The 15,894-nt window shown below is 64.2% G+C and carries 13 protein-coding genes; 8 read left to right on the top strand and 5 right to left on the bottom strand.

All coding sequences use genetic code 11. From position 1 onward, the window contains the following. Positions 1–497 precede the first annotated feature (497 nt). The 4 genes from hisN to WCE35_RS20990 all read left to right on the top strand — a co-directional run bounded on the left by hisN (position 498) and on the right by WCE35_RS20990 (position 3,629). On the top strand, positions 498–1,277 hold the full coding sequence (gene hisN, locus WCE35_RS21005) for a histidinol-phosphatase (protein ID WP_424595237.1): 780 nt from the start codon (positions 498–500) through the stop codon (positions 1,275–1,277). A gap of 8 nt (positions 1,278–1,285) precedes the next feature. Further along, a complete protein-coding gene (locus WCE35_RS21000; RefSeq protein ID WP_424595236.1) occupies positions 1,286–1,816 on the top strand; it encodes an isochorismatase family protein in 531 nt (176 codons plus the stop codon). A 7-nt stretch (positions 1,817–1,823) separates the two neighbouring features. After that, complete coding sequence (locus WCE35_RS20995; protein ID WP_424595235.1) at positions 1,824–2,792, top strand: tripartite tricarboxylate transporter substrate binding protein; 969 nt, start codon at positions 1,824–1,826, stop codon at positions 2,790–2,792. 87 nt (positions 2,793–2,879) lie between these two features. Continuing rightward, positions 2,880–3,629, top strand: coding sequence for a sulfite exporter TauE/SafE family protein (locus WCE35_RS20990; RefSeq protein WP_424595234.1), 750 nt, complete (start codon positions 2,880–2,882; stop codon positions 3,627–3,629). Positions 3,630–3,641: 12 nt separating this feature from the next. On the opposite strand, the gene WCE35_RS20985 is transcribed toward WCE35_RS20990, so the two are convergent. From WCE35_RS20985 to WCE35_RS20975, 3 genes are all read right to left on the bottom strand, one after another. Next, on the bottom strand, positions 3,642–4,595 hold the full coding sequence (locus tag WCE35_RS20985; RefSeq protein ID WP_424595233.1) for a hypothetical protein: 954 nt from the start codon (positions 4,593–4,595) through the stop codon (positions 3,642–3,644). A gap of 54 nt (positions 4,596–4,649) precedes the next feature. Continuing rightward, complete coding sequence (locus WCE35_RS20980; protein WP_424595232.1) at positions 4,650–6,509, bottom strand: caspase family protein; 1,860 nt, start codon at positions 6,507–6,509, stop codon at positions 4,650–4,652. A gap of 113 nt (positions 6,510–6,622) precedes the next feature. Beyond that, entirely contained in the window at positions 6,623–6,790 is a 168-nt protein-coding gene (locus WCE35_RS20975) for a hypothetical protein (RefSeq protein ID WP_424595231.1), read from the bottom strand. Positions 6,791–6,993: 203 nt separating this feature from the next. On the opposite strand from WCE35_RS20975, the gene WCE35_RS20970 reads away from it, so the two are divergent. Next, a complete protein-coding gene (locus WCE35_RS20970; protein WP_424595230.1) occupies positions 6,994–8,799 on the top strand; it encodes an adenylate/guanylate cyclase domain-containing protein in 1,806 nt (601 codons plus the stop codon). Between the two features lie 155 nt (positions 8,800–8,954). Then, complete coding sequence (locus WCE35_RS20965; RefSeq protein ID WP_424595229.1) at positions 8,955–9,617, top strand: hypothetical protein; 663 nt, start codon at positions 8,955–8,957, stop codon at positions 9,615–9,617. A gap of 12 nt (positions 9,618–9,629) precedes the next feature. Here WCE35_RS20965 and WCE35_RS20960 read toward each other — a convergent pair whose 3' ends face one another. Continuing rightward, the gene (locus WCE35_RS20960; RefSeq protein ID WP_424595228.1) at positions 9,630–10,577 is read right to left on the bottom strand and encodes an alpha/beta fold hydrolase; all 948 of its coding nucleotides are present in this window, start codon (positions 10,575–10,577) and stop codon (positions 9,630–9,632) included. Positions 10,578–10,800: 223 nt separating this feature from the next. Between WCE35_RS20960 and WCE35_RS20955 the strand changes: the two genes are divergently transcribed. Next, positions 10,801–11,277 (top strand): Hsp20 family protein, encoded by a 477-nt coding sequence (locus WCE35_RS20955; RefSeq protein ID WP_424595227.1) that lies wholly within the window; start codon positions 10,801–10,803, stop codon positions 11,275–11,277. 186 nt (positions 11,278–11,463) lie between these two features. On the opposite strand, the gene WCE35_RS20950 is transcribed toward WCE35_RS20955, so the two are convergent. Beyond that, a complete protein-coding gene (locus WCE35_RS20950; RefSeq protein WP_424595226.1) occupies positions 11,464–12,147 on the bottom strand; it encodes a hypothetical protein in 684 nt (227 codons plus the stop codon). Between the two features lie 471 nt (positions 12,148–12,618). On the opposite strand from WCE35_RS20950, the gene gltB reads away from it, so the two are divergent. Continuing rightward, positions 12,619–15,894: glutamate synthase large subunit (gene gltB / locus WCE35_RS20945; protein WP_424595225.1), on the top strand; the 3,276-nt coding region annotated here is incomplete at its 3' end.

Genomic DNA, 15,894 nt, shown 5'->3' with positions numbered 1-15,894 from the left:
CTCCAGATTCCGGGTTCGCGGCTTCGACGCGCCCCGGAATGACGAAGCCAAAAAGAAAAAAGGGCCGCTTGAATGAACAAGCGGCCCAAGTCTAGGGAGGAAACGCCCAAGGAGGGCAGCGATAACGCAAAGCGCTACCGCACCGCAACAATATGCGACCGCGCTGCACAAAATGCAAGAGCCCTGGCGTTATTTTCGGTGCATTACTCGCGAGGCTTGCACAAAAGCAACACAATCCTAACATTTCGTTTTTCTTGTTTTATTTCAATATATTACTTGTATGGTAGATCATTGTAACCACACTTTGGCCTGCTTTAAGCCATCAACCTCTCGATTTTGTGATCGGTGCTGTCAGCAGAAAATACACCAATGCGCCGGGCTGATTCGGCATTCAAAATAGCCGCGGCAAGCCCCGGGATACCGGTGCGCGCCTCGCCGGATTGAGCTAGGCAAGAGCCGGAATGCTACAGCCCGCTTCGCCCTTTTGGGGAAATGCCGTGACGGTCATCGATTTCACAGCCTTCATCGGCCGCCTTGCGACCTCCTCGGGCGAAACCATCCTGCCGTTCTTTCGGACCTCGCTTTCCATCGACAACAAGAGCGCCAGCGATTTCGACCCCGTCACCGAGGCCGACCGCGCCGCCGAAGCGGTGATGCGCCGGCTGATCAAGGCCAACTTTCCCCAGCACGGCATTGTCGGCGAGGAGTTCGGCAGCGAGCGCGAAGACGCCGAATATGTCTGGGTGCTCGATCCGATCGACGGCACCAAATCCTTCATCGCCGGCTTTCCGATCTGGGGCACGCTGATCGCGCTGTTGCACCGGGGCACGCCGGTGTTCGGGATGATGCACCAGCCCTATATCGGCGAGCGTTTTTCCGGCGACAACGGCTCGGCGAATTATCAGGGTCCGTCCGGCGAGCGGAGACTGACGGTGCGGCGCTGCCCGTCGCTGAAAGAGGCGACCTCCTACACGACAAGTCCGCTATTGATGAACGCCGCCGACCGCGCAGCCTTCGGCCGGGTCGAGAATGCGGTGCGGCTGACACGCTACGGCGGCGATTGCTATTCCTACTGCATGCTCGCCGCCGGCCATCTTGATCTCGTGGTCGAAACCGAACTGAAGCCCTACGATATCGCCGGCCTGATCCCGATCATCACCGGCGCCGGCGGCATCGTCACCACCTGGGACGGCAAGCCCGCGCAAGGCGGCGGCCGCATCATCGCCGCCGGCGACCCGCGCGTGCACGAAGCGGCGATGAAGCTGCTGAACGGTTAGAGGCGACAATGGACGCCATGCTTATCGTTGATATGCAGGTCGGGCTTCTGAACGGAGAGCCCAAACACGACTTGCACGGCATCATAGAGCGCATCAACCGGCTCTCCACCAAGGTTCGTGCTCAATCCGGCAGAGTGATCTTCATCCAGCACTGCGGCCGAAAGGGCGACGATTTTGAACCGCAAACGCCCGGCTGGGCGTTTCTCCCGGAACTGTTTCGAGATCCCGCCGATATTATCATTCGAAAAAACCTGAACGATCCATTTGCTGGCACCCCCTTGCAGGCGCGCCTGCAGGAGATCGTGCCAGATCGACTCTTGATCACCGGATGGGCAACTGATTTTTGCGTCGATGCGACCGTCCGGTCAGCGGTCTCAAATCATCACAACGTCGTGGTGGTCGCGGACGGCCATACGCTGAGCGATCGCCCTCATTTGGACGCAGCCGGCGTCATTCGTCACCACAATTGGGTTTGGAGCAATCTTATCACTCAACGGTCCATTAAGCTCGCCAGCACAAGCGAATTGCTGCCTGGATGAGGTCTGCATGAGAATTTGGGGTAGGCTGCTGACGGGATTTTTGCTGCTGCTGTCGCCGGCAGCCGCCGCCGCGCAGGATTTTCCGAACAAGCCGATCCGGCTGATCGTGCCGTTCCCACCCGGCGGTCCCAACGACATCATCGCCCGCCTGGTCGGACAGCGGATGTCGGAGCTGACCAGGCAGCCGGTCGTGATCGACAACCGCGGCGGACAGGCGGGGGTACTCGGCACCGATGCGATCGCGAAAGCAAGTCCCGACGGCTACACGATCGGGATCGTAAGCGCGAGCGCGCTTGTCATCAGCCCCTCGATGGAAAAAGTCGCCTACGACGCGCAGAAGGACCTTGCACCGATCACGCTGGTCGTGACGGTACCGGAAATGCTGGTCGTTGCGAGCAATGTTCCCGCAACAAACATGGCCGAACTCGTCGCACTCGCCAGGGCGCAACCCGGCAAACTCAATTTTGCCTCCGCCGGCGTTGGCGGCCTGCCGCATCTTGCCGGTGAATTGTTCAAATTGACCGCGGGCATCGACATCGTGCATGTGCCCTATCGCGGCGCCGCGCCTGCCATCAACGATCTGCTCGGCCAGCAGGTGCAGATGACGTTCCTCGATCTGCCGGTGATTTTGCCGCACATCAGGGCCGGCACCCTGCGCCCGATCGCCCTCGGTGCGCGGGAGCGCGCGCCGACCGCGCCGGATGTGCCGACCACGGCGGAAGTCGGCATGCCCGATCTCCTGATCGAGAACTGGTATGGCATGATCGCGCCGGCGGGAACGCCCCAGAAGATCGTCGCCGCCCTGAACCGCATCACCAACGAGGCAATGGTCGACGCCAGCGTGAAGGCAAAGCTCGCCGATCAAGGCCTCACCGTTGCCGGCGACACGCCGGAGCATTTCCGCGGATTTATCGACGCCGAAATCAGGAAATGGGCCGATGTCATCAGGGATGCCGGCCTCGCGACGACGAAGTGATTTCTGCGCGACACGGCTTCGGCCAATCCAAGGGCTAACCGTCATCTCCAGATTGTCCCGGTGTCGTCGATCGGTCAATCTGCTCAAATGTTCGATTCCCTGTTGCTGTTCATCGCCGCCGCCTTCCTGCTCGCCGGCTTCGTCAAGGGCGTGATCGGGCTTGGCCTGCCGACGGTGTCGATGGGACTGCTGGCGGTGACGATGCCGCCGGCGCAGGCGCTGGCGATCGTGATCGTGCCGGCCATCGTCACCAATATCTGGCAGACCTTTGTCGGCCCCTATCTGCGCGACATCGTCCGGCGGCTGTGGCCGCTGATGCTCGGCACCGTGGTCGGCATCTGGCTGAATTCGGGCATGCTGACCGGGCCCTATGCGCGCTACGGCACCGTCATTCTCGGCCTGCTGCTCGTGATCTATGCGGTCGTGAGCCTCGGCCAATTCAGCTTCAAGGTCGCGCGAGCGGACGAGAAATGGATCGGGGGCATCGTCGGCCTGATCACCGGGGTGATTTCGGCGGCGACCGGGGTGCAGGTGATCCCGTCGATGCCGTTCATGCAGGCGATCGGCATGGAGAAGGACGAGCTGGTGCAGGCGCTCGGCGTGTTCTTCACGGTGGCGACGCTCGCGCTCGCCTTCAATCTCACGGCCGCCGGACTATTGACCGCGGCCACCGCGCTGCCGGGTGCGGTCGCGATGGCCGCATCCTTCACCGGCATGTTCATCGGCCAGGCGGTGCGCTCGCGGATGCAGCCGGACGTGTTCCGCCGCTGGTTCCTGATCACGATGATCTTTCTCGGGCTCTATCTCGCCGGCAGCGCGCTGCATCATGGCCATTGATATCGATCGGCGCTAGGCTCCGAGCGCGTCCAGCACGTGCCTGGCAACATCGGCGTCGTCGAGATAGCCGACGATGCCATGGCGATTGTCGGTGGCGTTGTTGACGCCGCCAAAGTTCTGAACCGCGGGGTTGACCGGGAAATTCGCAGCGTCGAGCGGGTAAAGCGCAACCACGTCTTTCGGATCGAACGCGTTGTACCAGCTCCTGGCGGCAACAGGGAATCCGATCGGCCGAAACCGGTCGCGCACGGCGCGTATCGCCAGCGGCGAGCCGACCGTGATGTAGGCGGCCACCTTGAGCGCGCGGCGATCGTTGCGCAAGACGTTGTAGGCCACCACCGATCCGAGCGAGTGGCCGATCACGACACATGGCGATTCGTTGATGGCGCCGCCCACGATGCGGTCGATGGCGTCCCGCACCCCGGCGCGCGTGGTGTAGAGATAGACATCGCGCATGAATGTCTCTATCGCGGACTGGCTGATGCCGCCGGCATTCCTGTCGATGGCGCGAATGATGGCCTGCACCCAGGCCCAGTTTTGCGGGCCCTTTTCCGTCGTGTTGGTCCCGAACTCCTCCTGCACCTGCGCATCGCTGATGCCGGCGCCGCGGCGCATGTCTTCGGCGACCTCGGCCTGGAAGTTGAGGAAGTCGGCGTTCACGGCGCTGCCCTTGGCCTGAATGTCGGTGGTCAGCGGCAGTTCGAACCGCCGGGCAAACTCGTCAAGCGTATCGCCATAATAGGGGAACGCCACCTCGAGCCGCTCCGGAAGCGAGCGATTGATCTTGGCCGCGCCGCGCCGCAGGGTTTCGAGCCAGGTCGACTGCAGATCGACCGGGTTCAGGCCCTGCTGCGAGCGGCCATGCACGAGTACCAGCCGCACCGGATGGGGATCGGCGGCGCGCGCCGGCGACATCGATGCGGCCACACCGGCGCCGGCGAGTGTGAGGAGTTCACGACGGTTCATCGCGCTTCCTTTCGCAGCTTTGCGTCATTCGCGGGCCGCCGGCACGGGCTGCCGTCATCCGGCGTTCCTGTTTCGCGCAGCCTGAATGGCGCTGAAAATCGAATCCATGCCGCGCGGGCCGAAGGTGGTCCACAGCGCCTGCCGCATGTCGTTGCGCGCCCGCTCCACCTGCTCCGACAGCGAAACTTCCTTGACCCGAAGCAGTTGCCAGCCCTGCGTCAGCATCGGGCAAAACGGCACGACATCGCCCGGGCCTTCGATCCGCTTGCCCGACAGGGCGTCCGCCACTAGCGCGATGTCGAACAGATCGATGCCGAGGTCGCCACGCATGAATGCGTACACCGAACGCACCTGCTCGGTCAGATTGGCGTCGGCATAGGCGTAGGCCGCGTAGATACCAAGCGTCGGATCGATCCCCTTGAGCACCCGGATCTGGTCGGCCAGCCGGCGCGCCGCATCGACCTTGTCGTCTTTCGCTCCCTCGATCCGGAACACGCCAAACTTGGCGGCGGTGGCGACCAGCGCGCGTAGTTCGTCGAGACGCTTGCGTTCGCTCGCATATTCGTCCCAGCGGTTGCTGTTGCGTGATGGCAGATAGGTAACGCTCGTGACCCGCCCGCCCTCGACCGTCAGCGTGCCGACGAATCCCGGCAGGGCGGCGACGACCGTGCCCGAACCGTCCTCGAACATCAGGCCGACGCTGACCGGACGATCGCGGGGCTGCGCAATTCTCACCAATGCGGGTTCGCCCGCCCCGCCGCCGGCGGTGACGATCTCCGCATTGCTGTCCGCGGCTGCGAGGGCAAAGCGCACGCGCGCGCCGCTGATGGCAAAGCCGGTCCTGGCGTCGAATGAGTCCGGGCGACTGGCCTCGAGAATGGACTTCTGCCCCGCCTTAAACCCGGAGTCCGACGCGGCCTGCGCGATGATCTGGGGGCTGAATCGTCGAAACGAATTGGGCGCGCGGACGCCGGCGGCATCGAGCTGGTGATTGGCGATATCCAGCGTCGTTACCTTTTTCGGCACGTCGGGCGCGAGCGCGGCGATGGCGGGGCCGAGCGCGCGGCCGATATAGTTCTGGTCGCGCGATTCGATCCGCGAATCCGGGTATTGGGTGTGTTGCAGGTCGACATTGCCGAGCCGCAGCGGCACCTCCCTTGACAGAAATTCCTGCAGCATGATGTTCGGGATCACGCTTTTTCCCTCGATGGTCCGCACCATGTCCGGCTGGGGATGCATGAACGCGTCCAGGAACGTCGATGTATAGATGCCGGTATATCTGCTGGCGGCAAGCGCGACTTCGAACGACGGCGCGCCCGGTTCTGTCGCCAGAAAGCGGTCGACTTCGGAGCGTCGCGAGCCGGCCAACAGCGGCCTGTTGGGAAAGATCAGCGTTCCACGGACCAGGCTGGCGTTGTAGTCGGGAATCGACCGGCACGCATCCGATATGAAGATGACGTTCGGAATGCCGCTCTTGTGCGCGAGCTCCCAGCACTCCATCACGCTGACCGCTTCGTTGGGGTCGTCGGGCGCGCCCGTCAGCAGCCAGTATTCGTTATAGCCGAAGCTCATGCCGTGGCCGGAGAAATAGACCACGAGCTGGGTGAGCGTGCCCTTGTTGACCAACCCGGTGACCGCCTGCTTGATCGCGGCCGCGGTGACCGGCTGCGCGTCGTCGACAATCGAGGTAACGTCGAAGTCTTCTCCGGCCAGCCACTGGGCGACGGATTTGGCGCCAGCCGCCGCCGCCTGCAAAATCGGCAGGTTGCCGGTCCTGTTGACCCCGATCACGACCGCGGCCCGGGTCGAGGGACCCTGCGCCCGCGCGCGCCGCGACGCGAGCAACTGCGCCCACGCCAAGCCGCCGATCAGCACATCGCGCCGCCGCATCGCCGTCGCAACCTCCGTGGCCAAGCCGGGCTCGCGTATCCTTATAGTGGCGATGTCAGACATTTGCCAACCGGTTTCACCGGGCGGCGCGCGCGCGGATGGATTTTGTTTGGCTGATCGCGGTGATCGGTCTCGGGCTAGCTCGCTGGCAGCGCGCCGGTGAAACTTTCACGGCTGAATTCGGCGCACCTCGAGCATTCCGACACGGACGCCGAGCCCAGCGAGCGGTTGATCCAGGCGATCACGCCCTCGGACTGCCGGACGCGGCCGGTGGCTTTCGCATCGAACGCCGCGGAGAATTTCACAAAAATGCGGCCTTGCCATCCTAGCGACACAACAATCCTGCGGTTACCTGTTCCATGACCGTCAGTCCGACCACGCACCAGTCCCGGGCGGATTGCCTTAGGCGTCCAGGTCGGGTCTCCATCATGGGCCATGTGTTTAATTCATTGGATTCGGCCGGCCGACCACGTATGGGATGATCCGCCAGTTCCGGAGCACGGGAGACATGGAGAGACGCCTAGCCGCCATCGTCTGCGCCGACGTCGCCGGCTACGCCCGCATGATGGGCGCCGACGAAGCGGGGACGCACGCCGCCTTCAAGGCCCATCGAACCGCGATCTACCCGATCATCCTCAACCATGGCGGCCGGCTGGTCAAAAACACCGGCGACGGCTTCCTGCTGGAGTTTGCGAGCATCGTCGGCGCGATCGAGGCCGCGATCGAGATGCAGTCGCTGATGGTGGAGCGGAACAACCATATCCCCGCCGACCGGGTGATGCAGTTCCGTTTCGGCATCCACATGGGCGATGTGATGGCCGACGAGGACGAAGTGTTCGGGGACGACGTCAACATCGCCGTCCGCCTTGAATCGGTCGCAGCTCCCGGCGGACTGGCGGTTTCCGCCAAGGCCTATGGCGAGGCCGGCAAGCATCTCAACGTCAGCTTTGTCGACGCCGGCAGCCACCGCTTCAAGAACATCGACCAGCCGGTCCAGGTCTGGACCTGGGAGCCGGGCGGATCCGACAGCCGCGGCCGTGAGCCCGCATCGAAGGACACATCGAACCTGGCGGCGCAATACCGGACTGCGATCGTAGGCGTGCTCCCCTTCGCCAATCTCAGCGACAACACCGACGAATATTTTTCCGACGGGCTGACCGAGGATCTGATCCACGCGCTCTCGCTGCAATCGTTCTACCGGGTGCTGAGCCGGAATGCGACCTTCTCGTTCAAGAGCAAGAATGTCAGCACGCGCCTGATCGCGCGCGAGATCGACGCGACCTACCTGATCCAGGGCTCGGTGCGGCGCGCTGGAACCAAAATTCGCGTCACCGCCGAGCTGATCGCGCCGGAGAGCGGCGAGCAATTGTGGAACGGTCGATATGACCGGGATATCGGCGATCTGTTCGCGATGCAGGACGAGATCACCACGAGCCTTTCAGCGGCGATCGCAGCGGAGATTTATCGGGCGGAAGCCGCCGCCCCGCCGCGGGCGACGTCGAACGATCTGACGGCCTGGGATCGGTTCCTGAAAGGGCTTTCCCACTATTACCACCAGACCAAGGCGGATTACGAAACCTCGATCGCCCTGTTCAAGGAAGCCATCGCGCTCGATCCGACGCTGTCGATCGCCCGCGCCTATCTCGCCACGATCATGGTGCAGGGCATCCAGTTCGGGTGGATCAAGAGCACGCGCGAACTGTGGACCACGGCGATGAGCCTGGCCGAAAGCAGCGTCCGGCTCGACCCGCGCTCGTCCTTCGCATTTCAGATTCTCGCCTATTTGCACGCGATGGAAGGCCATTTCGAGGCGGCCATGGACGCCGCGAAGCGGGCGGTCGAGCTGAACCCGTACGATATGGGCGCGCGCGGCGTTCAGGGCATGTGTCACTTCGTGACCGGCGAGCATCGGCAGGCGATCGACCTGTTTTCGATGGCGGCGCAGCGCGGCAACTCCGATCCAAGGTATCAATTCGCAGCCACCAATGCGTTCAGCCATTACCTGCTGCGGCAGTACGATGCTTCGCTGTCCTGGGCGCGCGAGGCGCTCTATTCGAACCCCTATCATCTTCAGGTGCTTGCGGTCCGTGCAGCAGCGCTCGCGCAATCCGGACGGAGCGAGGAAGCGGCGGAGGCGACGGAGATCCTGCTGGCCAACTACCCGGGCCTGACCGTCGAGCGGCACTTGAGGAACTTCCACTGGAAATCCGAGGCCGATATCGCCCATTATCGGGACGGACTTCTGAAAGCCGGCGTGCCGTCGACCAGATTTTCGCTGGTGGAGCCGGCCCCGAAACGCACGGCGAATTCCTGAATGGCCACTTCGGTTGACACGTACTACAATTCCGCCAAACTCCGGCGCACGCTGAAGTAGCGCGCCCGTTCCGAGTTCGCCAATCAAGACCTTCATTCGCTTCACATCGAGGCACATTACCCTTTCATCGTTCGTTCTTTTCAGGATCGAGAGCCATGCCAGACGACCGCATTGCCACGATTTCAAGCGTTGCGCCCGCCCGGCCGATCGCGGTTTCGCCCAAAAATCCCTGCCCGTTCCTGCGCGCGCTGGTGGCCGAAGGTCTTGTCGGTGGCCAATTCGTGCCACTCGCAACGCTTTCAGAGACCATCAAGGCCGCAAGCGGCGAACAGGGATTGAAAGCAATACTGGCCGGCGTGCAGGTCTACTTCGTTGCCCTCATCGCGAATGGGCTAAGTCCGCTGCGGCTGTTGCGCAGCTTCTGGTCCGGGGCGGAGCTCGACGCGCTGCGCGACGGTCCGCTGGACAAGCATGGCTGCAGCTCCCGCATCCTCGGCACGACGGCCGAGGTCAGTGAGGCCGAACTTGAGCGTCTGGCCAGCTTTGGCAAGGACCGGCAGGATCCATCCGGCGGCATCGAGCGCGGACTGACCATCGAGGAGATCACCGCCTACATGGACGCGAATTTCGATCGCGCCGCGGGCGCGCGACGCCCGATTGACCGGAAGCTGATGAACGGCGAATGGCCGGTTCTGCTCAAGATCATGGGCAAGGGTGACGGCGAAGGCCGCTACCTCAGCGTGGCCGAGGTCAGGACGCTGTTCGTCGAGCGGCGGCTGCCTGCGCGGATCGTCGCGCGTCTGCCGACCAACCCCTGACCGGGGCCCTGCTCACGAAAACAGCGGCGTGCCCGGCACGAAGGCATCGAACGCCGCCCAGAACTGCGCGCGGTAGCGGTCCTGCTCCTGCAAGATCTCGTGCTTGGAGCCGGCGATCACGAGATGCGAGCCGGCGCGCAGATGATAGGCGAATTCCTCGATCGCCGCGGTCGAGACGATGGTGTCGTTGCTGGCGGCGAGCATCAGGATCGGCTGGCGGATCTCGGAAGGATAGCTCGCGCCGCGGAAGGTGCGCATCGCGGTGAACGCGGCGTCGGCCCAGGCGACCGTCGGCGCGGCGATGCCGAGCGTCGGCTCCTCCTCCAGGATCGCGGCGTTGCGGGCGTAACGCACGGGGTCGCTGGTCAGGGGATTGTTGACGAAGGAGTCCGCGCCGATCAGCGTGTCGCTGCCGCCGGGGATGTAGCGGCCGCCCTGGCCGGCGAGCCGCATGATCCGCAGCAGCGCGGTCGGGAGCAACGAGGTGGTGCGGCCGGGCAGATCGATCATCGGCGCCGACAGCACCATGCGGTCGAACCAGCGTTTGCCGGCATGCGCAAGCCGCAGCATCACCGCCCCGCCCATCGAATGCGCCAGCGCGAAATGAGGCGGCGGGCAATCCGGCAGCACCACCTGCTGCACGAAGGTTTCGACGTCGACCTCGAAATCGCCGAAGTCGCGGACATAGCCCTTGCGCGGATCGCGCAAGCGCCGCGACGAATGGCCCTGCCCGCGCCAGTCGATCATCGCCACCGCGAAACCGCGGTCGCGCAGATCGCGCACCGTTTCGAAATATTTTTCGATCTGCTCGCCGCGCCCGGTGAAGACGCAGACCGTGCCCTTGCGCCCCGCCGGCGGCGCCCAGCGTGCGAACCGCAATTCGGCGCCGTCCGGCGTCTTGATGGTGCCTGAGATGACGTCCTCCGGGACCGGATTGGCAGGAATGGAGACGAGCGTCATGGCGCTGGACCGGATAGGCAAAAAGGACTGGGAATCAAGGGCCTGAACGACAAAAACGGACGCCGTTCCGACCCTCTTGAACGCGGCAAGGCCCCTCCCATATCACCTTCGTGCAGGCCGCTACCAGTGTTTCCACAGGAAATGCCAGGCTGCACATGAGACCAAAGCCCGGCCCGATGGCGGGCGGGTTACCTGAAACAGTCGCTCAATGGAGGACTACCCTATGCGTACCTACGACCTCACCCCGTTTTATCGTTCCACCATCGGCTTCGACCGCTTCTTCAACCTGCTCGACCAGGCGACCGCGGACGGCAGCCCCGGCTATCCCCCCTACAACATCGAGCGCACCGGCGAGAACGCGTACCGGATCAGCGTCGCGGTCTCCGGCTTCGCCCAGGGTGAGCTTTCGATCGTGGCGAAGGAAAATACGCTGACGATCAAGGGCGAGAAAACCGCCAACGAGAACGGCAAGGACAAGTCCGAAGTGCTGTACCGCGGCATCGCCGCGCGCGCCTTCGAACGCGTCTTCCAGCTCGCCGATTTCGTCCAGGTGAAGGACGCTTCGCTCGAGAACGGCCTGCTCCATGTCGACCTCGTCCGCGAGATTCCCGAGGCCAAGAAGCCCCGCAACATCCCGATCGCGACCGGCGCCCCGGTGCCGCAGCTCGTCGACGGCAAGGCGGAAAAGGTCGCCGCTTAACGTCGGTTCGATCTTCAGCAGATGTTGGCTGATCGCGAAACGCCCCGGGAAACCGGGGCGTTTTTTGTCATTCGTCACTCCCCGATGTGCAATTGCACATCATAGCTCGCGACGGAGCCTGTCATCGGGCCGCCCTTTGCGCGGACCCGTTGGTCGCGCCCCGGAATGACGCTCGGTTTGGTGATCTCACTCCAGCCCCTGCACCTTCGGCATCTCCTGCGACGGCTGGATCGTGGGCGCTGGCGGCCTGGCCTGACCGACGGTGGCGGTCGGCGGCGGCAGCGTCTCGGCCTCAACGGCTTTCCGAGGCGCGGCGGCCGCTTGCTGCTCCGGCTCCGGCACTGGCCTTGCTGCCAGCGGGCTCGCTTTCGGCAACGGCACTGCGCGGTTCGCGACATGCGGCACGGAGGCCGGCGGCCGCGGCGGACCTGCGACCCGGTGCGTCGGCGGCGGGCCTGCCGAACCGTAATTCATGGTCAAGTCATCGTCGAAACGATCGCCGATCCGGGAGGCCGGTATGAAGCGGAGGATCCGCCCGTTGCGGGCGTCGATGATCAGCCTTCCGTCGTCGCCGCCGCGGTCGATCACCGCGATCGTGTAGACAAAACCGCGTTGCCTTGGAATGCCGAGCGGCAAAAACCCGCTTTCGCGCAGCACGGTGTAGACCTCTTCCGGCGGCAGCAGCGTCGGCCCGTAACCGTAGCGCGGTGGCGGCGGTTCCCGCGGCACCGCCGTATAGGGGTCGCCAAAATCGGACACCGCGGTGTAGGACGAACTTCCAGCCTGATGGGGCGCCTGTGACTGCGCCTGGGCGCTCGCCGCGGCGAGCACCAGTCCGGCCGCTACGGCCCATCCCGCGAAAAACTTCATCGCCGATCGCTCCTGCAAATCCCAGCCCTCCGCCTCAAGCCCGAAGCGTTTCCGCTCTCTTGTCCGGCTTTCCCGGCTGCGAACTTTCATTGCGAAATCCGGCGGTCCTTGGGCCGGATCGCGGCGCGTTTGCCTCAAATCCGGGGCGGCCGCGCGCGGGCCATGCCGTCACCGGCCCGCCATGCAACCAGCGACTTGCGGGCGCTTGTATGATAGAAAAAAATTTGGCATGGTCAGAGTTAGGACAGTATCACTGTCTCAATTGCGGAGCTTTCCCGGCGCGGGGATTGCACCGAAAGCCCCGGCGCCGGGAAGGCGCAGGCAAGGCTGTTCCTCGGGGACGTTGAACGCCCTGGCCTGAATTTAGGACATTGCGGCTCGCAGCGGACGAGCGGTGGCCCGGTGGGTGCCGCAAACGCCCAAGGTGCGCCGATGGCGGTGAGGCGGTTGGCCTGATTGAGAGGACGCGAGATGAGCGGGTCGGAATTCGCGCGCGAGACCATCGTGACAGAAATGCCGTCGGCGACCGCGGCCTCGGCGGAACCTTCGCATCAAGCGCCGGTCCGCGAACATAGCTGGCGCCCGCCCGCCGAGGGACTTTACGATCTCGCGCTGGAGAAGGATTCCTGCGGCGTCGGTTTCATCGCCAACATCAAGGGCAGGAAATCGCACCAGATCGTCTCCGACGCGATCAGCATCCTCGGCAACCTCGAACACCGCGGCGCGGTCGGCGCCGATTCGCGCGCCGGCGACGGCGCCGGCATTCTGGTGCAGATTCCGCACGCCTTCTTTGCGCGCAAGGCCGCCGAGACCGGCTTTCAATTGCCGCAACCCGGTGAATACGCCGTCGGCGCGCTGTTCATGCCGCGCGACACCCCGTGGCGCAACGTCATCAAGAGCATCGTCGCCGATCAGATCAGGAAGGAAGGGTTGACGCTGCTCGGCTGGCGCGTCGTGCCGACCGACAATTCCTCGCTCGGCGAAACCGTCAAGCCGACCGAACCGACCCACATGCAGGTGTTCATCGGCCGCAACGGCACGGCCGCGACCGAGGACGAGTTCGAGCGAAGGCTCTACATCCTGCGCAAGTCGATCTCGCAGGCGATCTATCAGCGCCGCGACCGTGGGCTGGCCGGCTATTATCCCTGCTCGATGTCGTGCCGCACCGTGATCTACAAGGGCATGTTCCTCGCCGACCAGCTCGCCAAATATTATCCCGACCTGCACGAGCCGGATTTCGAGAGCGCGCTGGCGCTGGTGCATCAGCGTTTCTCGACCAACACCTTCCCGACCTGGTCGCTGGCGCACCCCTACCGCTTCATCGCCCACAACGGCGAGATCAACACGCTGCGCGGCAACGTCAACTGGATGGCGGCGCGACAGGCCTCGGTGCATTCGGAACTCTACGGCAGGGACATCAGCCGGTTGTGGCCGATCTCCTATGAAGGACAAAGCGACACCGCCTGCTTCGACAACGCGCTGGAATTTCTGGTGCAGGGCGGCTACTCGCTGCCGCATGCCGTGATGATGATGATTCCGGAAGCCTGGGCCGGCAATCCCTTGATGGACGAGACCCGCCGCGCCTTCTACGAATATCACGCCGCGCTGATGGAGCCATGGGACGGCCCCGCCGCGATCGCCTTCACCGACGGCCGCCAGATCGGCGCCACGCTCGACCGCAACGGCCTGCGCCCGGCGCGTTATCTCGTCACCCGCGACGACCGCATCGTGATGGCATCCGAAATGGGCGTCTTGAAGATCCCCGAGGACCAGATCATCACCAAATGGCGGCTGCAGCCCGGCAAGATGCTGCTGGTCGACCTCGAACAGGGCCGGCTCATTCCCGACGACGAGATCAAGGCCAAGCTCGCCAGCAGCCATCCCTACCGCGAATGGCTCGGCCGCACCCAGATCCAGCTCGAGGAATTGCCTGACGCGCCGACCAGGGGCATGCGCTCCAATTTGCCGCTGCTCGACCGCCAGCAGGCGTTCGGCTATAGCCAGGAAGACATCAACATCCTGATGACGCCGATGGCGGCGACCGGCGAGGAAGCCGCCGGCTCGATGGGCAACGACACGCCGATCTCGGCGCTGTCGGACCGGCCGAAGCAGCTCTTCAGCTATTTCAAGCAGAATTTCGCCCAGGTCACCAACCCGCCGATCGACCCGATCCGCGAGGAGCTCGTCATGAGCCTCGTCTCGATCATCGGGCCGCGGCCGAACCTGTTCGATCTGCAGGGCATGGCCTCGACCAAGCGGCTGGAAGTGCACCAGCCGATCCTGACCGACGCGGATCTGGAAAAGATCCGCTCGATCTCCGAAGTCGCCGAAACCCATTTCGTGTCGCGCACGCTCGACACCAACTTCCATGCCGGCTTTGGCGCGGCTGGAATGGAGCAGGTGCTCGACGAATTATGCGCGCGCGCCGAAGGTGCGGTGCGCGAGGGCGTCAACATCATCATCCTGTCCGACCGCATGGCCGGCACGGACCGGATTCCGATCCCCTCGCTGCTCGCCTGCGCCGCCGTGCACCATCATCTGATCCGCACGGGCCTGCGCACCTCGGTTGGCCTCGTGGTCGAATCCGGCGAACCGCGCGAGGTGCATCACTTCGCCTGCCTCGCCGGCTACGGCGCCGAGGCGATCAACCCCTATCTGGCGTTCGAGACCATCATTGCGATGAAGGACCGCCTGCCGGGCGCGCTCGACGACCACGAGATCGTCAAGCGCTACATCAAGTCGATCGGCAAGGGTCTTCTGAAGGTGATGTCGAAGATGGGCATCTCGACCTATCAGTCCTATTGCGGCGCGCAGATTTTCGACGCCGTCGGGCTGAAGGCGGATTTCGTCGCAAAATATTTCGCCGGCACCCATACCCGCATCGAAGGCGTTGGCCTCGCCGAGATCGCCGAGGAAACCGCGCGCCGCCATGCGGATGCGTTCGGCGACGCCCAGCTCTACAGGACCGCGCTCGATGTCGGCGGCGAATACGCCTACCGCACCCGCGGCGAGGACCACGCCTGGACCGCCGAATCGGTCTCGACGCTGCAGCACGCGGTGCGCGGCAATTCGGCGGAGCGCTACCGCGCGTTCGCGAAAATCCTCAACGAGCAGTCGGAGCGGCTGGTGACGCTGCGCGGCCTGTTCCGGATCAAGACCGCCGAGGACGAGAAGCGCAAGCCGGTCACGCTCGAGGAGGTCGAACCGGCAAGAGAAATCGTCAAGCGGTTTGCCACCGGCGCGATGAGTTTCGGCTCGATCTCGCGCGAGGCCCATACGACGCTTGCGATCGCGATGAACCGGATCGGCGGCAAGTCCAACACCGGCGAGGGCGGCGAGGAGAGCGACCGCTTCAAGCCGCTGCCGAACGGCGATTCGATGCGCTCGGCGATCAAGCAGGTGGCCTCGGGGCGCTTCGGCGTCACCACGGAATATCTCGTCAATTCCGACATGATGCAGATCAAGATGGCGCAGGGCGCCAAGCCCGGCGAAGGCGGGCAACTGCCCGGCCACAAGGTCGACACCACCATCGCGCGGGTGCGGCATTCGACGCCCGGCGTCGGCCTGATCTCGCCGCCGCCGCACCATGACATCTATTCGATCGAGGATCTGGCGCAGCTGATCTACGACCTCAAGAACGTCAACCCGGACGGCCTGGTCTCGGTCAAGCTGGTCTCCGAGGTCGGCGTCGGCACGGTTGCCGCTGGCGTCTCAAAGGCGCATGCCGATCATGTCACCATCTCGGGC

The sequence above is a fragment of the Bradyrhizobium sp. genome (genome assembly GCF_049691595.1).
Lineage (GTDB): Bacteria > Pseudomonadota > Alphaproteobacteria > Rhizobiales > Xanthobacteraceae > Bradyrhizobium.
This window is presented reverse-complemented; position numbering and strand designations above follow the sequence as displayed.